Annotated in this window: 9 protein-coding genes and 2 pseudogenes; 7 read left to right on the top strand and 4 right to left on the bottom strand. The window is 52.8% G+C overall.

The window, feature by feature from the left end; genetic code table 11:
• Positions 1-6 precede the first annotated feature (6 nt).
• From iolC to EL645_RS26665, 5 genes and pseudogenes are all read left to right on the top strand, one after another.
• Positions 7-1,035, top strand: coding sequence for a 5-dehydro-2-deoxygluconokinase (gene iolC, locus EL645_RS26685; protein ID WP_126553871.1), 1,029 nt, complete (start codon positions 7-9; stop codon positions 1,033-1,035).
• 190 nt (positions 1,036-1,225) lie between these two features.
• Positions 1,226-3,104, top strand: a pseudogene (gene iolD / locus EL645_RS26680) (3D-(3,5/4)-trihydroxycyclohexane-1,2-dione acylhydrolase (decyclizing)).
• A 64-nt stretch (positions 3,105-3,168) separates the two neighbouring features.
• Positions 3,169-4,098: a TIM barrel protein gene (locus EL645_RS26675; RefSeq protein WP_126553869.1), complete on the top strand. Its 930-nt coding sequence runs from the start codon at positions 3,169-3,171 to the stop codon at positions 4,096-4,098.
• 37 nt (positions 4,099-4,135) lie between these two features.
• The gene (gene iolG / locus EL645_RS26670; RefSeq protein WP_126553867.1) at positions 4,136-5,185 is read left to right on the top strand and encodes an inositol 2-dehydrogenase; all 1,050 of its coding nucleotides are present in this window, start codon (positions 4,136-4,138) and stop codon (positions 5,183-5,185) included.
• 47 nt (positions 5,186-5,232) lie between these two features.
• Positions 5,233-6,255 carry a tagatose 1,6-diphosphate aldolase gene (locus tag EL645_RS26665; protein ID WP_161977714.1) on the top strand — a complete coding sequence of 341 codons (1,023 nt, stop codon included), beginning with the start codon at positions 5,233-5,235 and terminating at the stop codon, positions 6,253-6,255.
• Between the two features lie 341 nt (positions 6,256-6,596).
• Here the strand turns inward: EL645_RS26665 and EL645_RS26660 are convergent, their stop codons facing one another.
• Positions 6,597-6,920, bottom strand: coding sequence for an alpha/beta fold hydrolase (locus EL645_RS26660; protein WP_126553863.1), 324 nt, complete (start codon positions 6,918-6,920; stop codon positions 6,597-6,599).
• A 260-nt stretch (positions 6,921-7,180) separates the two neighbouring features.
• Here EL645_RS26660 and EL645_RS26655 point away from each other — a divergent pair, with 260 nt between their 5' ends.
• Positions 7,181-8,896 (top strand): putative glycosyltransferase family protein, encoded by a 1,716-nt coding sequence (locus EL645_RS26655; RefSeq protein WP_126553861.1) that lies wholly within the window; start codon positions 7,181-7,183, stop codon positions 8,894-8,896.
• 39 nt (positions 8,897-8,935) lie between these two features.
• On the opposite strand, the gene EL645_RS26650 is transcribed toward EL645_RS26655, so the two are convergent.
• From EL645_RS26650 to EL645_RS26645, 3 genes and pseudogenes are all read right to left on the bottom strand, one after another.
• Entirely contained in the window at positions 8,936-11,359 is a 2,424-nt protein-coding gene (locus EL645_RS26650; protein WP_371865767.1) for a glycoside hydrolase family 65 protein, read from the bottom strand.
• Between the two features lie 39 nt (positions 11,360-11,398).
• Positions 11,399-12,145 (bottom strand): annotated as a pseudogene (gene otsB / locus EL645_RS45785) (trehalose-phosphatase); the annotation flags it as partial.
• 407 nt (positions 12,146-12,552) lie between these two features.
• Positions 12,553-14,502, bottom strand: coding sequence for a PAS domain S-box protein (locus EL645_RS26645; protein ID WP_161977712.1), 1,950 nt, complete (start codon positions 14,500-14,502; stop codon positions 12,553-12,555).
• A 1,464-nt stretch (positions 14,503-15,966) separates the two neighbouring features.
• Between EL645_RS26645 and EL645_RS26640 the strand changes: the two genes are divergently transcribed.
• Positions 15,967-16,905 carry a hypothetical protein gene (locus tag EL645_RS26640; RefSeq protein ID WP_126553856.1) on the top strand — a complete coding sequence of 313 codons (939 nt, stop codon included), beginning with the start codon at positions 15,967-15,969 and terminating at the stop codon, positions 16,903-16,905.
• The last annotated feature ends 36 nt before the right edge of the window (positions 16,906-16,941 follow it).

The following is a 16,941-nucleotide window of genomic DNA, read 5'->3' as shown; positions in this document are numbered from 1 at the left end:
GCAAGCATGGAAACGCTCAAAAAATTCGATGTGATTACGATGGGCCGCTCTTCAATTGATCTTTATTCTAACGACATTGGAGCGCCTTTTGTGGAGATCGGCGGTTTTGCGGCCTACGTCGGCGGTTGCCCAACTAATATCAGTGTGGGTACGCGCCGGCTGGGCCTGGACGTGGCGCTACTGACGGCGGTGGGAGACGACCAGGTCGGGGATTTTATCTTGCATTTTCTTAAACGTGAGGGTGTTACGACGCAGTTTATTCCTCGCAAGCCAGGACTGCGCTCAAGCGCGGTCGTGCTTGGCATCGAGCCGCCTGATCGCTTTCCCCTGACCTATTACCGCGAGAATTGTGCTGATATCGCTCTTACCATCGATGACGTTCTGGCTACGCCAATCTCTGAGGCCCGTGTCCTGCTGATCAGCGGCACTGGTCTGTGCAAAGAGCCCAGTCGCAGCGCTACCCTTTTCGCGGCTGAACTGGCACAGCAGGCTGGCGTCCCCGTTATGCTCGATATTGATTTCCGGGCCGATCAGTGGCACGATCCGCGCGCCTTCGGCATCACCCTGCGTTCAGCCCTGCGCCTGATCGATGTGGTGCTCGGCACCGAGGACGAGATCAATGCTGTGATGCTGACGGATACCAGCCAGGTCAACCTGACGCACTCCCAGATCTCGGATGCGCGAGTGAGTGGGGATAGTCTGGCTGCCATTCACGCTATGCTGCGATTGGGGCCGCGCCTGCTCATTCAAAAACGTGGCGCCGCTAGCTCGCTGATACACACGATCTCTAATGGCGTCATTGCTGAACCGATGGCGGTGCCCGGCTTCCCGGTAGAGGTCCAAAATATTCTGGGCGCGGGCGATGGTTTCGCGGCTGGTGTGGTGTATGGCTTCGTTAATGGCTGGGACTGGTACAAAACGGTGCGCATGGCGAACGCCTGTGGCGCCATCCTGGTCACTCAGCATGGCTGCGCCAACTTCATGCCCACTCATGATGAGGTAATGACATTTATTCAGGAGCACGGTGGGTTTTAAACCGCGAGGATCAATCGTAGGTGCGCCCCTTGCGGGCGCTTGCCGCATTGCGGCCCCGTACCACGAGCATCGATCGTAGGTGCGCCCCTTGCGGGCGCTTGCCGCATTGCGGCCCGTACCACGAGCATCAATCGTAGGTGCGCCCCTTGCGGGCGCTTGCCGCACTGCGGCCCGTACAGGAAGAAAAACCATGAACGAACAGCCAACGTTGACGATGGCACAGGCCATCATTACCTTTCTTAAAAATCAATATGTTGAACGTGACGATGTAGCGCAGCCCTTCTTTGCCGGTTGCTTTGGCATCTTCGGACACGGCAACGTCGCTGGTATTGGTCAGGCCCTACAGCAGTTGCCCGCTTTTCGCTATTACCAGTCGCGCAATGAGCAGGCGATGGTGCATAGTGCCGTGGCCTACGCCAAAACCAAAAACCGGCTGCAAACCTTTGCCTGCACCTCTTCGATTGGACCCGGTGCCACTAACATGCTCACGGGTGCCGCTCTGGCGACCATCAATCGTCTGCCAGTTCTGCTACTACCCGGCGACATCTTCGCGCGCCGCAATGTCGCTCCAGTGTTGCAACAACTTGAGTCCACGTACTCGCAGGACATCTCGGTCAACGATAGCTTTAAACCGCTTAGCCGCTACTGGGACCATTAATCGCCCGGAGCAGCTCTTGACCTCGCTGCCGGAGGCCATGCGTGTGCTGACCAGTCCGTCCGAGACTGGTGCGGTCACGCTCGCGCTTCCTCAGGATGTGCAGGCCGAGGCATACTCTTATCCAGCCGATTTTTTCCAGCCTCGTACCTGGCACATCCCGCGCCTGCGAGCCGATCGCCAGGCCTTGCAACGTGCGGCTAGCTGGATTCGCGCCAGCCAGCGCCCGTTAATCGTCGCCGGCGGCGGCGTGATCTATTCGGAGGCCAGCGCCCTCCTGCGCCGCTTTGTCGAACAGACGGGTATTCCAGTGGGGGAAACGATGGCTGGCAAGGGTAGTCTGCTCTATAGTGATCCGCTGAACCTGGGCGCCATCGGCGTGACCGGCACGTTTGCCGCCAATCGTATCGCCCGCGAGGCCGACCTGGTAATAGGCATCGGCACGCGCTACAGCGATTTCACGACGGCCTCTAAAACCGCCTTTCAGCATCCCAACGTCCGCTTTATCAACATCAATGTTGCTGAATTTGATGCGTTCAAGCATGCGGCCTGCCCCCTGGTCGGCGATGCGCGTGCGACGCTGGAAGAGCTGTTAACGCTGCTGGATGGCTATACGGTTGCTCCGGATTATCGCGCCCAGGCAACGCAGTTGCACACTGCATGGGACGCCGAAGTCGAGCGCCTCTATGCGATCCGCAACGAGCCCCTGCCGAGCCAGAGCGAGCTGATCGGCGCGGTAAACGAACTGAGTTCGCCCGAGGCGATCATGGTCTGTGCCGCCGGAAGCCTGCCCGGCGACCTGCACAAGCTGTGGCGGGCCCGCCACGTCAAGAATTATCACCTCGAATACGGCTATAGCTGCATGGGATACGAGATTGCCGGGGGCCTGGGCATTAAGATGGCTGCGCCTGAGCGCGATGTCTATGTTATGGTGGGCGATGGCTCCTATCTGATGATGAATAGTGAGATTGTTACTTCCATTCAGGAAAACTATAAGTTGATTATCGTCCTGCTCGACAATCATGGCTTCAAGAGTATCGGTGGCCTCAGTCGCTCACTGGGCCAGGAGGGCTTCGGGACGCGCTACGCCTATCCCGACAACAATATCCTCCCCGGCGATACAACGGGCGCCGAGGTTCATACGTTGCCGGTTGATCTGGCTGCCAATGCGCGTAGCCTGGGCGCGCACGTCATCGAGTGCCAGACCCGCGCCGATTTTGTGGCCGCGCTTGAGGCGGCGCAAACAATCGATCATACCACAGTCATCTATATCCAGAACGACCGCTACCTCGGTGTGCCAGACTATGAAAGCTGGTGGGATGTGCCGCTTGCGGCGACCAGTGAGATGCCTGCGGTGCAATCCGCCTACACAAACTGGGCTGAGAAACGCCAGCATGAACGCTATTTCCTGTAAGTATTTAGCCGTGCGCTGGCCTCATGAGTGGCCGCGCAAATTCTAGGATAGGTGGGCAAAAAAGATGATGATACGTGTTGCGAACGCCCCTTGTTCATGGGGCGCGCTCGAATTTGAAGGTCTGGCGGGCGAGAGCATCGGCTATCAACAGATGCTCAATGAGCTGCGTGCCACTGGCTACATTGGCACAGAGCTAGGCGATTGGGGCTTTATGCCCACCGAACCTGTTCAGCTACGTTCAGAGTTGGAACAACGTGCGCTCACAATGGTGGGAGCATTTGTCCCGGTGGCGCTGGCCAATCCGGCCGCTCACGACCCTGGCGCCGACGAAGCCCTCAAGGTCGCCCGCTTACTTGCCGCCGTAGCCAATCCAAACGACCAGCCACCCTTCCTGATTCTCGCCGATGCCAACGGGACCGTGCCGCAACGCACACGCAACGCCGGGCGTATCACGCCCGAGCAGGGACTGAGCTCGGCGCAATGGACGACCTTCGCGCGCGGTGCCGAGCATATCGCGCGCGCTGTCTATGATGAAACAGGCTTGCGCACCGCCTTCCACCATCATTGCGCCGGCTACGTCGAGACGCCGCAGGAGATTGCTCGCCTGCTAGAGCTGACCGATCCAACCCTGCTGGGACTGGTTTTCGATACCGGCCATTACCTCTACGGGACAGGCGGCACGGACGGCCAGCATGTGCTGGATGGCCTGAGACTCTTTGGCGAACGCATCTGGCATGTGCATTTTAAAGATTGCCATCCCCAGGTAGCCGAGCGCGCCCGCACTGCAGGCCTCGATTATTTTACCGCCGTACACGATGGCGTCTTTTGTGAACTGGGCCAGGGAAGCGTCCCTTTTGCGGAAATCAGCCCATGGCTATACGAACAACATTACCATGGCTGGATCGTCGTGGAACAGGATGTCCTGCCCGGCATGGGAAGCCCTAAAGAAAGTGCGCAGCGCAATCGAAATTATCTTACATCGATCGGTCTTTAGACTATAGGAAACATAGCGAGGGTAGAGGAGAAACCTTGTGCCAGCAAATCGATTAAAGATCGGCCTGATCGGAGCCGGGCGTATTGGCTCTCTGCATGCCGAACATCTGGTTACACGCATTCCTGCGGCCCACCTGTTGATGGTAGCTGATACGAATGAAGAGGCTGCGCGCGCCTGCGCGGAGCGCTATACTATCCCCTCTTTTACATGTAATTATATGGAGCTTCTAGAACATCCCGCTATTCAGGCCGTTGTCATCTGCTCATCAACCGCTACGCATGCGTGTATTATCGAGGAGGCGGCGCAGCTGGGCAAGCATATCTTTTGCGAAAAACCGATCGCCCTTGATCTGCCTACAATCGATCGGGCAATTGCGGCAGTTGAACGGGCCAGCAGCGGACGAAATTTAAAACTACAGATCGGCTTCAATCGGCGCTTTGACGCCAACTATCGTCGTGTACGCCAGGCGGTGGAGCGGGCGGAAGTGGGTCGCCCACATCTGCTGCACATTACCAGCCGGGATCCAACCCCACCACCCATCGAGTATATCCGTGCCTCGGGCGGACTCTTTCTTGATATGATGATCCACGACTTCGATATGGCCCGCTTCTTGATCGGCTCTGAGGTCGAGGAGGTCTTTACCCTGGCCGGGGTGATGAGCGATCCTGCCATCGGCGAGGCTGGCGATGTGGATACGGCGGTGGTGATGCTGCGCTTCGCTAACGGCGTTATCGCCACAATCAATAATAGCCGTCGCGCCGCTTACGGCTATGATCAGCGCGTAGAACTGCTGGGTAGCGCTGGAGCAATCAGCACCGATAATAATTATCCCAACACTGCTATCATCAGTGATGGCCGGTGCGTGCGGCGCGATCTGCCACTACACTTTTTCCTGGAGCGCTACACCGAAAGCTTTGTCCGCGAACTGAGCGCGTTCGTAGAGGCGGTGCACTATGACCAACCCGTACCAGTCAGTGCCCAGGACGGGCGCGCCCCGGTGGTGATGGCTCTGGCCGCTCACCGTTCGCTGCAAGAACAACGACCTGTACGCCTCAGCGAGATCGATGCTATCTACTCGCAGCCATGAGAAAAACCGTATACAAAATATCTGCTATCTGACATCCAGGAGGGATATTGATGACAGTCAAAATGAGCCGTGGCAAATTCGCCGCTTTAAATGCTTGCGCCAATGAGCAAGGCGTCATTGCCGCCCTGGCGGTTGATCATCGTTTGAATCTCTTGCAGGCGATTGCCGACGCGCGCCGTGCGGATGCGACGATACGCGATCTGCATGTATTCAAGGCGACGGTGGCTAGCGTCCTCTCGCCTCATGCCAGCGCGCTGCTGCTAGATCCTGAATATGGCCTCGAAGCGATCGCCAGTTGCGCGCCTACGACAGCGGTAATGCTGGCCTATGAGAAGTCCGGCTATACAGGTGAAGCGGGAGATCGCTTGCCCGACCTGCTACCGGAATGGAGTGCGCGCCGCCTGATTGAGGCTGGCGCGCGCGCCATCAAAGTCCTGCTCTATTACAATCCCCGTGACCATGCGCACATCAATGCACGCAAGCAGGCCTATGTTGAGCGCGTCGGCGCCGAGTGTCTGGCACTGGATGTCCCTTTTTTCCTGGAGCCGCTAGTCTATGACCATACGTTGGGCTATAGTCAGGAGTTGGCATTTGCCCGCCAAAAACCAGCCTATGTGACGAGCGTGATTGAGGAATTTGGGCAGCCGCGCTATGGCGTCGATGTGCTCAAGGTCGAGTTGCCCGTCAACCCTGCCTTTGTGAGCGGCACGCGCGCTTTCACTGGTGAGACAGCGTACACCCGCCAGCAGGCCCTGGAATATCTACGCTCCGCAGCCAGCGCAGCCACGCTCCCATTGATCTATTTGAGCGCTGGGATCTCCGACACAACCTTCTGCGAAATGCTAGAACTGGTTGCTGAAGCCGGTGCGCGCTTCTCGGGCGTGCTCAGTGGCCGCGCGACCTGGCAAGGCGCTATCCCAATCTATGCCCGACAGGGTCAACAGGCGTTGGAGGACTGGCTTGCCGAGCACGGCGTGCAAAATATTCAAGCCATCAATCGCGTGGTTACCGTCGGCGCCACTGGCTGGTGGGATGTCTACGGTGGCCGCGCTGCTATCGAGCTCGTCTAAAGGCAGTCACCTGTCAGACCAACGCGGTCTCTTGCAACAGACAATACCATTTACTGCTTACGCTGGTGCGCTAGCAGACAACAACCAATACGAATCTCTTAAACCTCCTACCTCTAATTTAAATAAAACCCCCATTGTAAAAAAAGCAACAATAATAACGAATTGTACGTGCGGGGCTTTTCCCCGCTTACTCCTCCCCCACCCGAAAACGCACAATAAACATGAAACGCCCCCGTAGGCGGCATAGGCATGCAGCCCTCCAAACACCTCCCCTTCGACCCTTACCATACGCAATCTCCCCTTTACACGCACAAAGCCCTCCCACGCCAGACCATCCCAACTCAAACACCCTTATTCAGAAACCCATCCACCACCTGCATAAATTCAGCAAATCGAGTACGGTGAATATTATGAGAAGCCCCCGCAATCTCCACAGCAGCACTCGGAGCAGAAAGTCGCGCCTGCACCTCTTCCCAGGCTCTTTCATCCAGCGTCGAACCCAGTGCACGGTCGGCCCGCACCACCAGCGTAGGCACCGCAAGCTTGCTCAACAGAGGCAATAGCTCGCCCTCTTTCTCTGTGTCAGCAAACACACTCACCACAGCTTCTCGGCTGACCTTGCTGGACGCATCCAGGCAGAATAATCTTGTTTGATTGTGTGCCACTCACTGTCATCGTTCTTTCCTATCTATTTCTAGAGTTTTTTCTTCATTATGACACACACCATGTCGATCCGTCAGGCCTGCTCGCCAACGAAACCCACTGTCTTAAACCCGTACACCTCATTTAAATGACTTGAATAGTTTATATTTATCGTTTAATAGCACAATCATACTAGAATGAGAACAAAGAGAAAATATGGACTTGGCATGCGATAGAAGAATTTTACTACCGTTGGGCTCTATTGTTGGGAGGATGCAGAAGATTGATTGGATTAAAAACCAAAACCGCGACACAAGAGAAAACAAGCAAGAAGACTCTGCGTGCATATCTACCAGCACTTATTATTAGTGTCTCTGTTATCGTGTTTCTACTGCGGGTTATTTTCTTTGTGGCTCCGTATGGTGCTGTAGAGCAAGATAGTGGCTGGCTCATGGGCGTCGCCAAAAACCTCGCTTTGCGAGGCATCTATGCTTCATACACCAATACGATCACACAAGAAGGTGCAGGTGCGTTCCCGAGCATTCACGACAGGTTCTCGGTTCAAGATGGGAATGGTTATTCCTATTTTCCTGCCGCTGTAAGTGTCGGACCCGGTTATATAGTGCCTGAGGCGGGTTTTATTCGAGTTTTTGGCAGTGGGTGGTGGCAATATAGAGCCTGGCCTTTGCTTTGTTACGCAGGATTGCTGTTACTGCTTTTTTCTTTTGCCTGGTGGATCGGCAATTTATCTTCATTGCTCATTTTTGAGGTCTGGTTATGGCTCATTCCTCAGCTCACAATACAATTCGCATATGAAGCATTTGGCGAACATATTGCACTTCTTAATTTGTTAATAAGCTTTTTTCTATATTATCTCTCTCTCTATAAAAAGAGAAAATATTTGTTCTACCTCGCCGCAGGCCTCTTCTTATCTTTTTCAATCTTAACGAAAACGTTATTTGCCTTACCTGCGGCAACGTTCGCGGTCCTTTTTTTGCGGGAACTGTGGATCTATCGTCAGGAGAGGAAAAGCCTCTTCATTCGATGGTGCCTTTTGGCTGTAGGGCTCCTGGTGCCATACCTTTCATTTGAAGTATACCGCTTTCTTGTGCTTACATCTCAATTTGGATATATAGGATGGGAGGCAATTAATAAAGACATCTTTCTTAATACCCGAGATGCTGGTAGTGGGATCAGCAATTTATCCGACATCTTGCACGCCCCCCTGGCTCGCATCAATGAAAGAAAAATAAATATCTGGCTTGACGTTGGCATACAACAATACTTGGTTCTATGGGCGATTCTTCTGCTTTCACCATTTGTCGTTTTCAAATTTGTCGCGCCCAATAAAAAAGTTCTGGCCTTAATGCTGTATTTGGCGCTAGCCTTCTCATTTCTATGGTTTATTTTCATTGCTCCTAATGAATGGAGTCGACACGTCTGGCAAGGCATACTATTGGGTATGCTGATGGTGAGTGTTACATTTGGTTTACTCATTCAGAATACCTTTACTCTAAGGGTGAAGCTAGTGTACATAGCTTTGTGTGTTATCGCCACGGCAAGCATGGTGAATTACCAGGTTTTGGAGCCTAAATTTTTCCTTGACCAACATTCTATTGATAAATGGCGTGCCGTCCAATATATCCATGGCTCCGATGGTTTTCCACATGTGGCAATCTTCTCCATGGCCGATCAACAGGCGCTCATCAGCTATTTCAATGCGCATATCCATCAGGATGACCGTGTTTATTATGAAGGTGGGTTCCTTGTTGCGGAGGTTTCACCGCTGGTTGACAAGGTCTTTTACCCACTGAATCGCTATTTTAATAACGAGGAATTCAATCCAGATAATGGATCATCGTATCTGATCTTCGGTCCTTATCAACAGGGCCCATGGTCAATAGTAGCACCTGATTATATGCATATTAAGATGGCCTCGCTCTGTGATCAGGTGGTGTTTCGGAACTCCTCTTATATTCTTTGTACGTTAAAAGAATAAGAAGAATCCAACCCGCCATATTAAACTGGTACGCCTCGTTTAGAGGATGAAAGTGTAGCCTTCACCGGACCTGATCTCTCGCACCTGGTCTCCAACGCCCAGTTTCACGGACCTGTTCAGGCTGTCAACTTCGGCGTTGACCCGCAGGCGACCATCCTCAAGGGTGACCTCGATCAATAATCCTCTGAAACGCATGGGCAGGCTTAAGCCACGTAGGTGAGCCATGTCCTTGGGGTTGAGGTAGAGGATGTCGTCCCGAATTACCTCACCCATATAGCTGCGCTGCACCAGGTCCAGCGTCCCTGACATCACTCCCATGTGGATACCTTCGGCTGTGGTGCCTCCTTGTATGTCGCCGACATCGCTCTCCAATGCCACCATATAGCGCTCCCAGGAAACCCCGGGATTGATCTCCGAGAAGATCCCGGCATACGTTACGAAGCTCAGGGTGGACCCATGCGAGGTGCGAGCATCGTAGTAGTCGACTGTCTTGCGCAAAGTCTCAGTCGTGTATGGATAACCGAGGCGCTCAAAGATCTGCTTTAGCTCATCCTGCCGGAAAAGATAGAATAGCAATACGGTGTCTGCCTGCTTCGATAGTTTGTAGCGGTCAGGCTCTTTTCCCTGGGCGCGCAGGATGCGGTCGAGCCGCTGGATGTTGCCGTATTCCCGGCGATATGCATCCCAGTCCAATTCCTCCAGCTCCTCCCAACCCTCGAACTGGCTGATTACTCCATCGGCATGGAAGGGGATGTACATTTTGCGGCTCATCTCCTTCCAGAGCTCAATCTCCTGGTTGGTAAGGCCAATCCGTTCGCAGAGTGAGCGTCGCCTCCGCTCCGCCAGCATATCCAGCAGCCTGCCTGCTACGTCCGAGATCCATGCCACCATTACGTTGGTGTACGCATTGTTGCGTAACCCGGCCTTGCTGGAGCCTGGATATTTCTCATGGAACTCGTCGGGTCCCATGACGCCGTGGATCTCGTAGCGACCACGTTCCGGGTTGAAGTGGGCGATACTGGACCAGAAACGGGCGATCTCCATCATCATCTCGGCACCCGGCCCGAGCAGAAAGTCGGTATCGCCCGTGGCCTGCAGGTAGTGCCAGATGTTGTAGAAGATGGCCGCGCTCACGTGCCTCTGGTTCTGGCTCAGGTCGGCTTCCCATAATCCGGAACGCGGGTTGAGGTGCACGATCTGCGTCTCTTCCTTGCCGTCGCTACCGCTCTGCCAGGGATACATCGCGCCCCGGTAACCGGCTTCTCGCGCCAGTGCACGGGCCTCGTCAAGCCTGCGATACCTGTACATCAAAAGACCACGGGTGATCTTCGGTAGCCGGAAGTTCAGGAAGGGATAGACATAGAGTTCGTCCCAGAAGATGTGGCCGCGATAGGCTTCCCCGTTGAGACCGCGCGCGGGCACGCCAGCGTCGAGGTCGGCCGTGTGGGGAGAGCAGGTCTGCAGGACATGCGAAGCATGAAAACGCAGTAGGAACTGGACCCGTTCGTCGTTGGGCACCCGGATATCGCAGTCGTCCCACAATTCGTCCCACGCACGCTGGTGCAGGCTAAAGGCTTCGCCGAAGGTACCGAAAGATTTGACTGCCTTCTCGGCGTTGGTCAGTGGCTCGTTGATCGCCTGGTCGAGCGAGGTATAGAATGAGACGAGCTTCTCTACTCGCACTGGTTGCCCTTGCTGGAGCTCAAAGCCTAGCGTCTGGTGGGCATAGTCCTCCATTTGATAGAGCCCACGCTTGATCTCTATCTCACCATTTTCGTCATATACACGCGTTCTGGCTGCTTCAGATACATAGATATGGGATTGGCGGGTCTGTGCTATCAAAGAGATGATGTCCGGACCTGGATTTCGGCTCGCCACTGGATGCAGATGGTGACCTTCGAGCTCGCGGTAGCGGGCAACCCCCTGGTTTATGACGCGCGCATCCAGCGCCGTGATGACCTCTACATTGCCGGACCAGTTTTCAGCGGTGATGGTCCATTCCAGAGCCGCCTGGTGCATATCAAACATGCTGACAAAGCGCCGGCTGGCGAGCGTCGTTTCGCGCCCCCCACGATCTCGGAAACGCAGCTTGCGTATCACTGTGGCGTTACGGAAGTCTACTTCGTGTCGGTAGCTTAGCAGCTCAACGTTCTTCAGGTTGATCGGCTCGTTGCCTTCAATCCGGAGCTTGAGTACGAGCCAGTTGGGGAGGTTGACCAGGTCTTCATTGAGGACCGGGCGACCACCCATGATGGTTGTCTCTCGGTTATAGCAACTATGGGCATAGGTACCAGGATAGTGGATGTCGTCTACGTCGGCCCACTCGGCGCTGCCCCGCGTGCAGAAATAGCCGTTGCCGGTCGAGGTCAGTACCTCCCGCAGCCTCTCCTGCTCGGGATCAAAGTCATCGTAAGCGAGCGTCCAATCCTTTGGATCAGGTCTGAAGCCCGCGCTGGACTGCATTCGCTTTGCTTCCGTTGGGTCCGGGACGGCCAACCTGTCGAGGAACTTCTCGACCTCTCCAATTGTGTTCAATATATAGTCTGCGGCAGTGGTGCGGCCAGCGGTCTCAGGATCGTCGGAGCTGCCGACGAAAATACCAATGCCACGCCCCTTCAGGGCTCGGAAGGCGTCTTCATCAGTGATATCGTCACCCAGATAAACAGGAACTACATCATCTCGGTCCAGACCCAGCGCCTCAAGTAGATAGAGTACCGCCTTGCCTTTGTCCCAGTCTAATTTGGGCTGGATCTCATAGACCATCTTGCCTGGAGTGACCTTGAGCTCGTCGGGATGCTCGCTAAGGATGGTATCAACAATCTCTTTGACTCGGGGTTGCTGTTCTTCTGGTACAAGGCGGAAATGCGCGGCCACAGAACTCTTTTTGGGCTCAATCAGAGCTCCTGGAAGATCGGACAGCTCGGCGCGTAGCCGCGCCTCTACCTCTCGTAGCAGTCCCTCGAATGACGCACCTTCCTCGCGCTGTATAGACCCTCCGGACGGGCTCCAGATGTCAAAGCCGTGGCTGCCAGCCACGATCAGGTTGTCGAGCCCCATGAGCTCCTGCACAACCCGGCGGTCGCGACCGCTAACCACTCCCACAGGCACGCGTTCGGCTAACCTCCTCACGACATCACGCATGCTGTCCGAGATCACAGCATCCTCGGGCCGGTCGCGGATCGGTGTCAAAGTCCCATCGTAGTCAAGGAACACTGCCGGCTTCTTGCCGGCGAAGCGCTGCGCCAGCATCTCGCCCTGGTCGAGCGCGTGGGGTAGGTCGCTGATCTGCCTCGCCATAGTAGTTCACCCGCCTTTGTGAGTCGCCTCTTTCGGCTGCCCTGACTGCCTGCCCTCTCTCAGAGTGTTTAGTATTTAAGGATAGGGCAACGATGAGAGCTAAAGGGGGCCATTTGACATAATGACCAGATATCATAGCCAACAGCCCATTAGGTGCGGTAACTCACCAGCACACGACAAAGTGCTATCCGAGTAGCAGTCGAATTATATCATTTTTCCCTGGTAAGCGTCTGTGATCAGCCCTTATTACCTGCAAGGATTTTTTTCATATGTTATAGCATAACTGTACGTGCGGGGCTTGCCCCCGCTTTTCTCCTCTACGCCCGAAAAATTAAATTATAGCGGATCAACCTTTTTTATCAGGGAAGGACATCGGGGACAATGGGTAGCGAAAAGGTGAAGGTCGAGCCCTCACCCTTAGTACTCTCCACCCAGAGTTTTCCGGCATGCCTCTCAATTATCTGGCGCGAGAGGTAGAGGCCGATACCCAATCCAGGATATGGTTCATCTGGATTCGTTACCCGGTAAAATTGATTGAATATCTTGCTATGGTGGATGGGGTCGATGCCAATACCTGAATCTTGTACCTGGACCACGGCTATTTGGTCTTCTCTATGCAGCATTCTGACAACAATAGTGGAGGCGCGAGGTGAATATTTGATCGCGTTGGTTACAAGATTCACGATTACCTGTCCGATGCGGTCTCGATCTCCCAGGATGGTCGTGTTTGTCTTTCCTTCGAGCTTGATATTATGGGTGGCCGTGGTCGCTTGCATCTGCTCAACTATTTCAGCAACCAGCGTATCTAGCTCAAAGGGCTTCTGTTCCATGGTTAGTTTACCATCCTGAGCCTTGGAAATATCGAGCAGGTCGCCAATAAGTTTAGTGAGTTTATTGAGCTGCAAATCCATAATAGAGAGAAAGCGATAAATATCTGGTTCATCACGCTTCTCAAAGCGCTTCAGCAATACCTGCGTGAATCCTTTGATGCTGGTGACAGGCGTTTTCAGTTCATGGCTAGCCATGCTGATAAAATCATCTTTGCGCTGATCCAGTTCTTTCTGCATGCTATTATCCAGAATGAAGGCCACGCATTCATTGGGGTTGGACTCATCCAGGGCGGCAGCCGTAACGACTACCGAGAGGAGCGTACCATCCTTGCGATAGTATGCTTTTTCGTACGGTTTCGGGATAGCACCTTTCTCTCTGAGTGCCTTTAGTGCCTGCAGATCAACTTCGGTGTACTCCGGTGGCGTCATTCTAGCCCAGTCTATTTCACCTGCCTGCAGGTCTTCGCGCGTATAACCCACCATTTGCAAAAAAACATCGTTGGCTTCGTTGACATGGCCTTCCATATCGCAGAAGATCACGCCTACGATATTCGCATCAATCAGTCGGCGCAGGCGTGCCTCGTTATTTTGAATCCGTTGCCGCGCCAGGACTTGCTCTGTTACTTCCATAGCATGGACAATAATGCCGCTGACTTTACCTCGTGCATCGTTGGCAGGTTGATACACAATATTGAAGTAGCCGGGCTCCAGTATACCTGTGCCTGCTCGGTCAATCATGGCTAAAACTTCATTCCCCATATACGGGACGCCGGTTTGATAAACACGATCGAGCAGTTCAAAAAAACCTTGACCTTCCAGGTCCGGCCAGTTCTCACGTACGGTCTTCCCCAGGGTAAATTCGCGGTTGCCATAGAGCCAGCGAAATGAATCATTAATCAATGCCAGGCGATGTTCGGGTCCAGTGAGTATACTGATCAGCGCAGGTGCCTGGACAAACAGGTCATTCAGGTGCTTTTGCGCCACTTCAGCCTGCCTGAGCGCCTCCTGTTCACGGGCCAGTAGTATTCTAGCCTGCTCCTCACTCGCCAGGAGCAGGTCGGTAGATTGTTTTTGCTTGCTTATATCACGAAAGTTACCCAGAATAGCGTGCACAGCAGGATAATGCAGTAGATTGGTGGCCGTCCCTTGCAGCCAGCGATATTCGCCGTTTTTTTGCCGAAACCGGTACTCAAACGTGGCGGAAAGCCCGGCAGTTTTCAGCACAGGAGCCAGGGCCGCCTGTACTGCGTCCAGGTCATCTGGATGGATTAAAGTAAAACCATTTTGTCCCATAAACTCTTCAGAAGTATAGCCAATCACATTTTCTGTTGAAGGACTGGCATAAGTAATAAGGCCCTCAGGGCTCATTAACGCGATCGCGTCTGCGCTATTTTCGATCAGTGCTCGAAAAAAAGACTCATCTCGGCCAAAATTATCCATTGGTGTTATCTCACCCAGGTCAGTTTTAAATATATCCATCTCTAGCTTATCCATATTTTATGATGTGGTGGAGAAGATGCTCTGTACGCATCTTCTCCACCACATCATAAAACCTGATCGGGCGCGCCTGCGCCCGTCCGCACAGGGGTGACACACTTCCCACGATAATAGGAATCTGACACTCTGTAGAAAAAAGATTGCAAAAAATTACACTTCTATTACAAGATACGGACGATTAAGATAATGGGTAACTGCCAATAAAAAATAGCCTTTCCTGCTTTTGAAATAACAGCACTTATACAGCTATATATGCTATCCTTTATAATAGGCGGAGTTAATCAAAATTCTAGCATGAACCCTAAAAAAGCCCGCATGGATACGCAATGAATGCAGCAATAAATATGATCCGTACATGCGGGGCTTACCCCATTGCCGTTGAGATACAAAGAATTTGAGCTCAAACATAGGATTGGAGCTTGCTTCCCCTTTTCCCTTCCTGTACGAAAAAGCGACAAGAAAGACGATGCACATAGGTTCGGGCCTCAGCGCCCGATTGCCCCACAGGTAGTGGGGCCCGGTCTCCTCGCCGCTCGGTCTCTCATCACCGATACCTCGACCCACGCGGTGCCCAAATGCATGGTCCGTGTTTGGGCACCGCGTGAAGGAAAGGATCATGCCACAAGGCACCCTATCGCTAGGATACTGGGTCGCCGGGGCGGCAATCGGCCGCTGAGGGCCGAACCTATACCATTCGTTCTTCTTCTTGTTTTTTCGTATGGGAAGGGGAAAAGGGGGGCAGGCTCCAATCCCATGCTTCTGAGCTCAAATTCTTCTGAACTACATGGTATTGGGGCTTGCTCCCGCTTTTTCCTTCCCATACGAAAAAACAAGAAATAAACAATATTTGTATATTCGGGGTTTTCGCCCGCTTCTTCCTCTTCTGATCGAAGACCAAACAATAAAAACAACGATGCGCAGAAGTATTGATTCCTGGGCATTCCGCCACAATTCACGCAGTTTTCGCCTATATACTCAGCCAGGCGATCACAATTCAATCACACTCAATCAAAAAGTACATATTTGATGATTTTCCCTATCAGAATCGTACAATATATGATACTATTAAGCTGTTCAATATGTTACAATTAAAAAACAATTTCAATGGATGTCATATCAATTATATTGCATTTATAGCCATTCTAAATCACAGACAATCCTGCAAAAAAACTATAAGATGTGCGTAATATCCGTATACACACAGTGATATTGCTTGCGCTACATCCGATGCAAAAAATATGACATCTATAAATCAGACACGCCATAGAAATACACGTTTCACTCCCTGTTTTAGATAACGACGGTCGGGTTTCGTTTGTTCTATTTAGATAACCATTGCCGAACTTGCAGACAATTAATCAGTCCATTTCGAGTAATATTATCCACACACTATGTCGCCATATGCGCATATTGCGTTCCGTTTGTGCAGCAAAGTGAAAGGTTTGTATGGAAGATAGTAAGTTTTCACCTCCTTCCACCTCTACGGCGGAGGAGCGTAGACAGCCGATTGTGCTTATTTCTCAGCTTTTAAACCAGACTGCGAATCTACAACATGTGGATGAGGTGTTCCTGTGGTTATCCCGCTCTATGGTGCAGTATTTAAATATATCAGTCGTTCAATTCTGGGCATCTCAACTCGATACACAGGGGAAATCGCATCTCATTCTACGTGCTGCGGCTAATCAGCTACTCTCTCCAACACATCCCTTCTACACAAATAGACAAATAGAGATAGCGATAGAGCGTTTCTTGCAGAAAAAAGAGCACGCGCTGTCACTCCCGATTGAGCAGATCTTCCCTTCTACCCTGGTACAGCTGCTGGCCCAATACAATACACACTTTTTTTCTGGCTATTTCCTGCAGCATACCACCTTCCTTCCTGCACCACAAAAAACAGCATCAATAGTATATGTGCCCACACCGTTAACCATGGTGGTCTCATTCTTTACCGCCGAGCCTTTGACTAAAGATCAAGAGCGCGCCATCCATTTTATACTGGGACAGTCTATACGTATTCTTGTCAATCAGCAGTTCTTGCTTGAGGCGCGGCCCTCTACTGGCAATACTGACGCGATGCGTGTCTTGAATAAGAACCAGGCGCTCTCCCTGACACATATCATTCCTCAACGCACCCATAATATGGAACATGTTCAGGCCGATAATCCGTTCTCGACCGCTTCGACGATCAAGGATAAAAAGGCGCGGCGCTTTTACTCCTCTATCGATGGCTCTAGAAGTGTTGCTGAACTGGCGCGCATGCAGGAATTGACCTCCAAAGAGGTCAGGTTTGTCTTGAGCTTCTTATTGCAAGATCGCCGCATTCAATTGTATACACCAACCGGTGAGCTCATAGATCCGGCCCCGTTTATGCCAACTCTACTCTAGCCGTAACAGGCTATACACTATTTTTATAGCAGGAGG

The organism is Dictyobacter kobayashii, from assembly GCF_003967555.1.
Taxonomy (GTDB): domain Bacteria; phylum Chloroflexota; class Ktedonobacteria; order Ktedonobacterales; family Ktedonobacteraceae; genus Dictyobacter; species Dictyobacter kobayashii.
The sequence above is the reverse complement of the archived record's forward strand: the minus strand, read 5'-3'. Positions and strand labels throughout refer to the sequence as shown.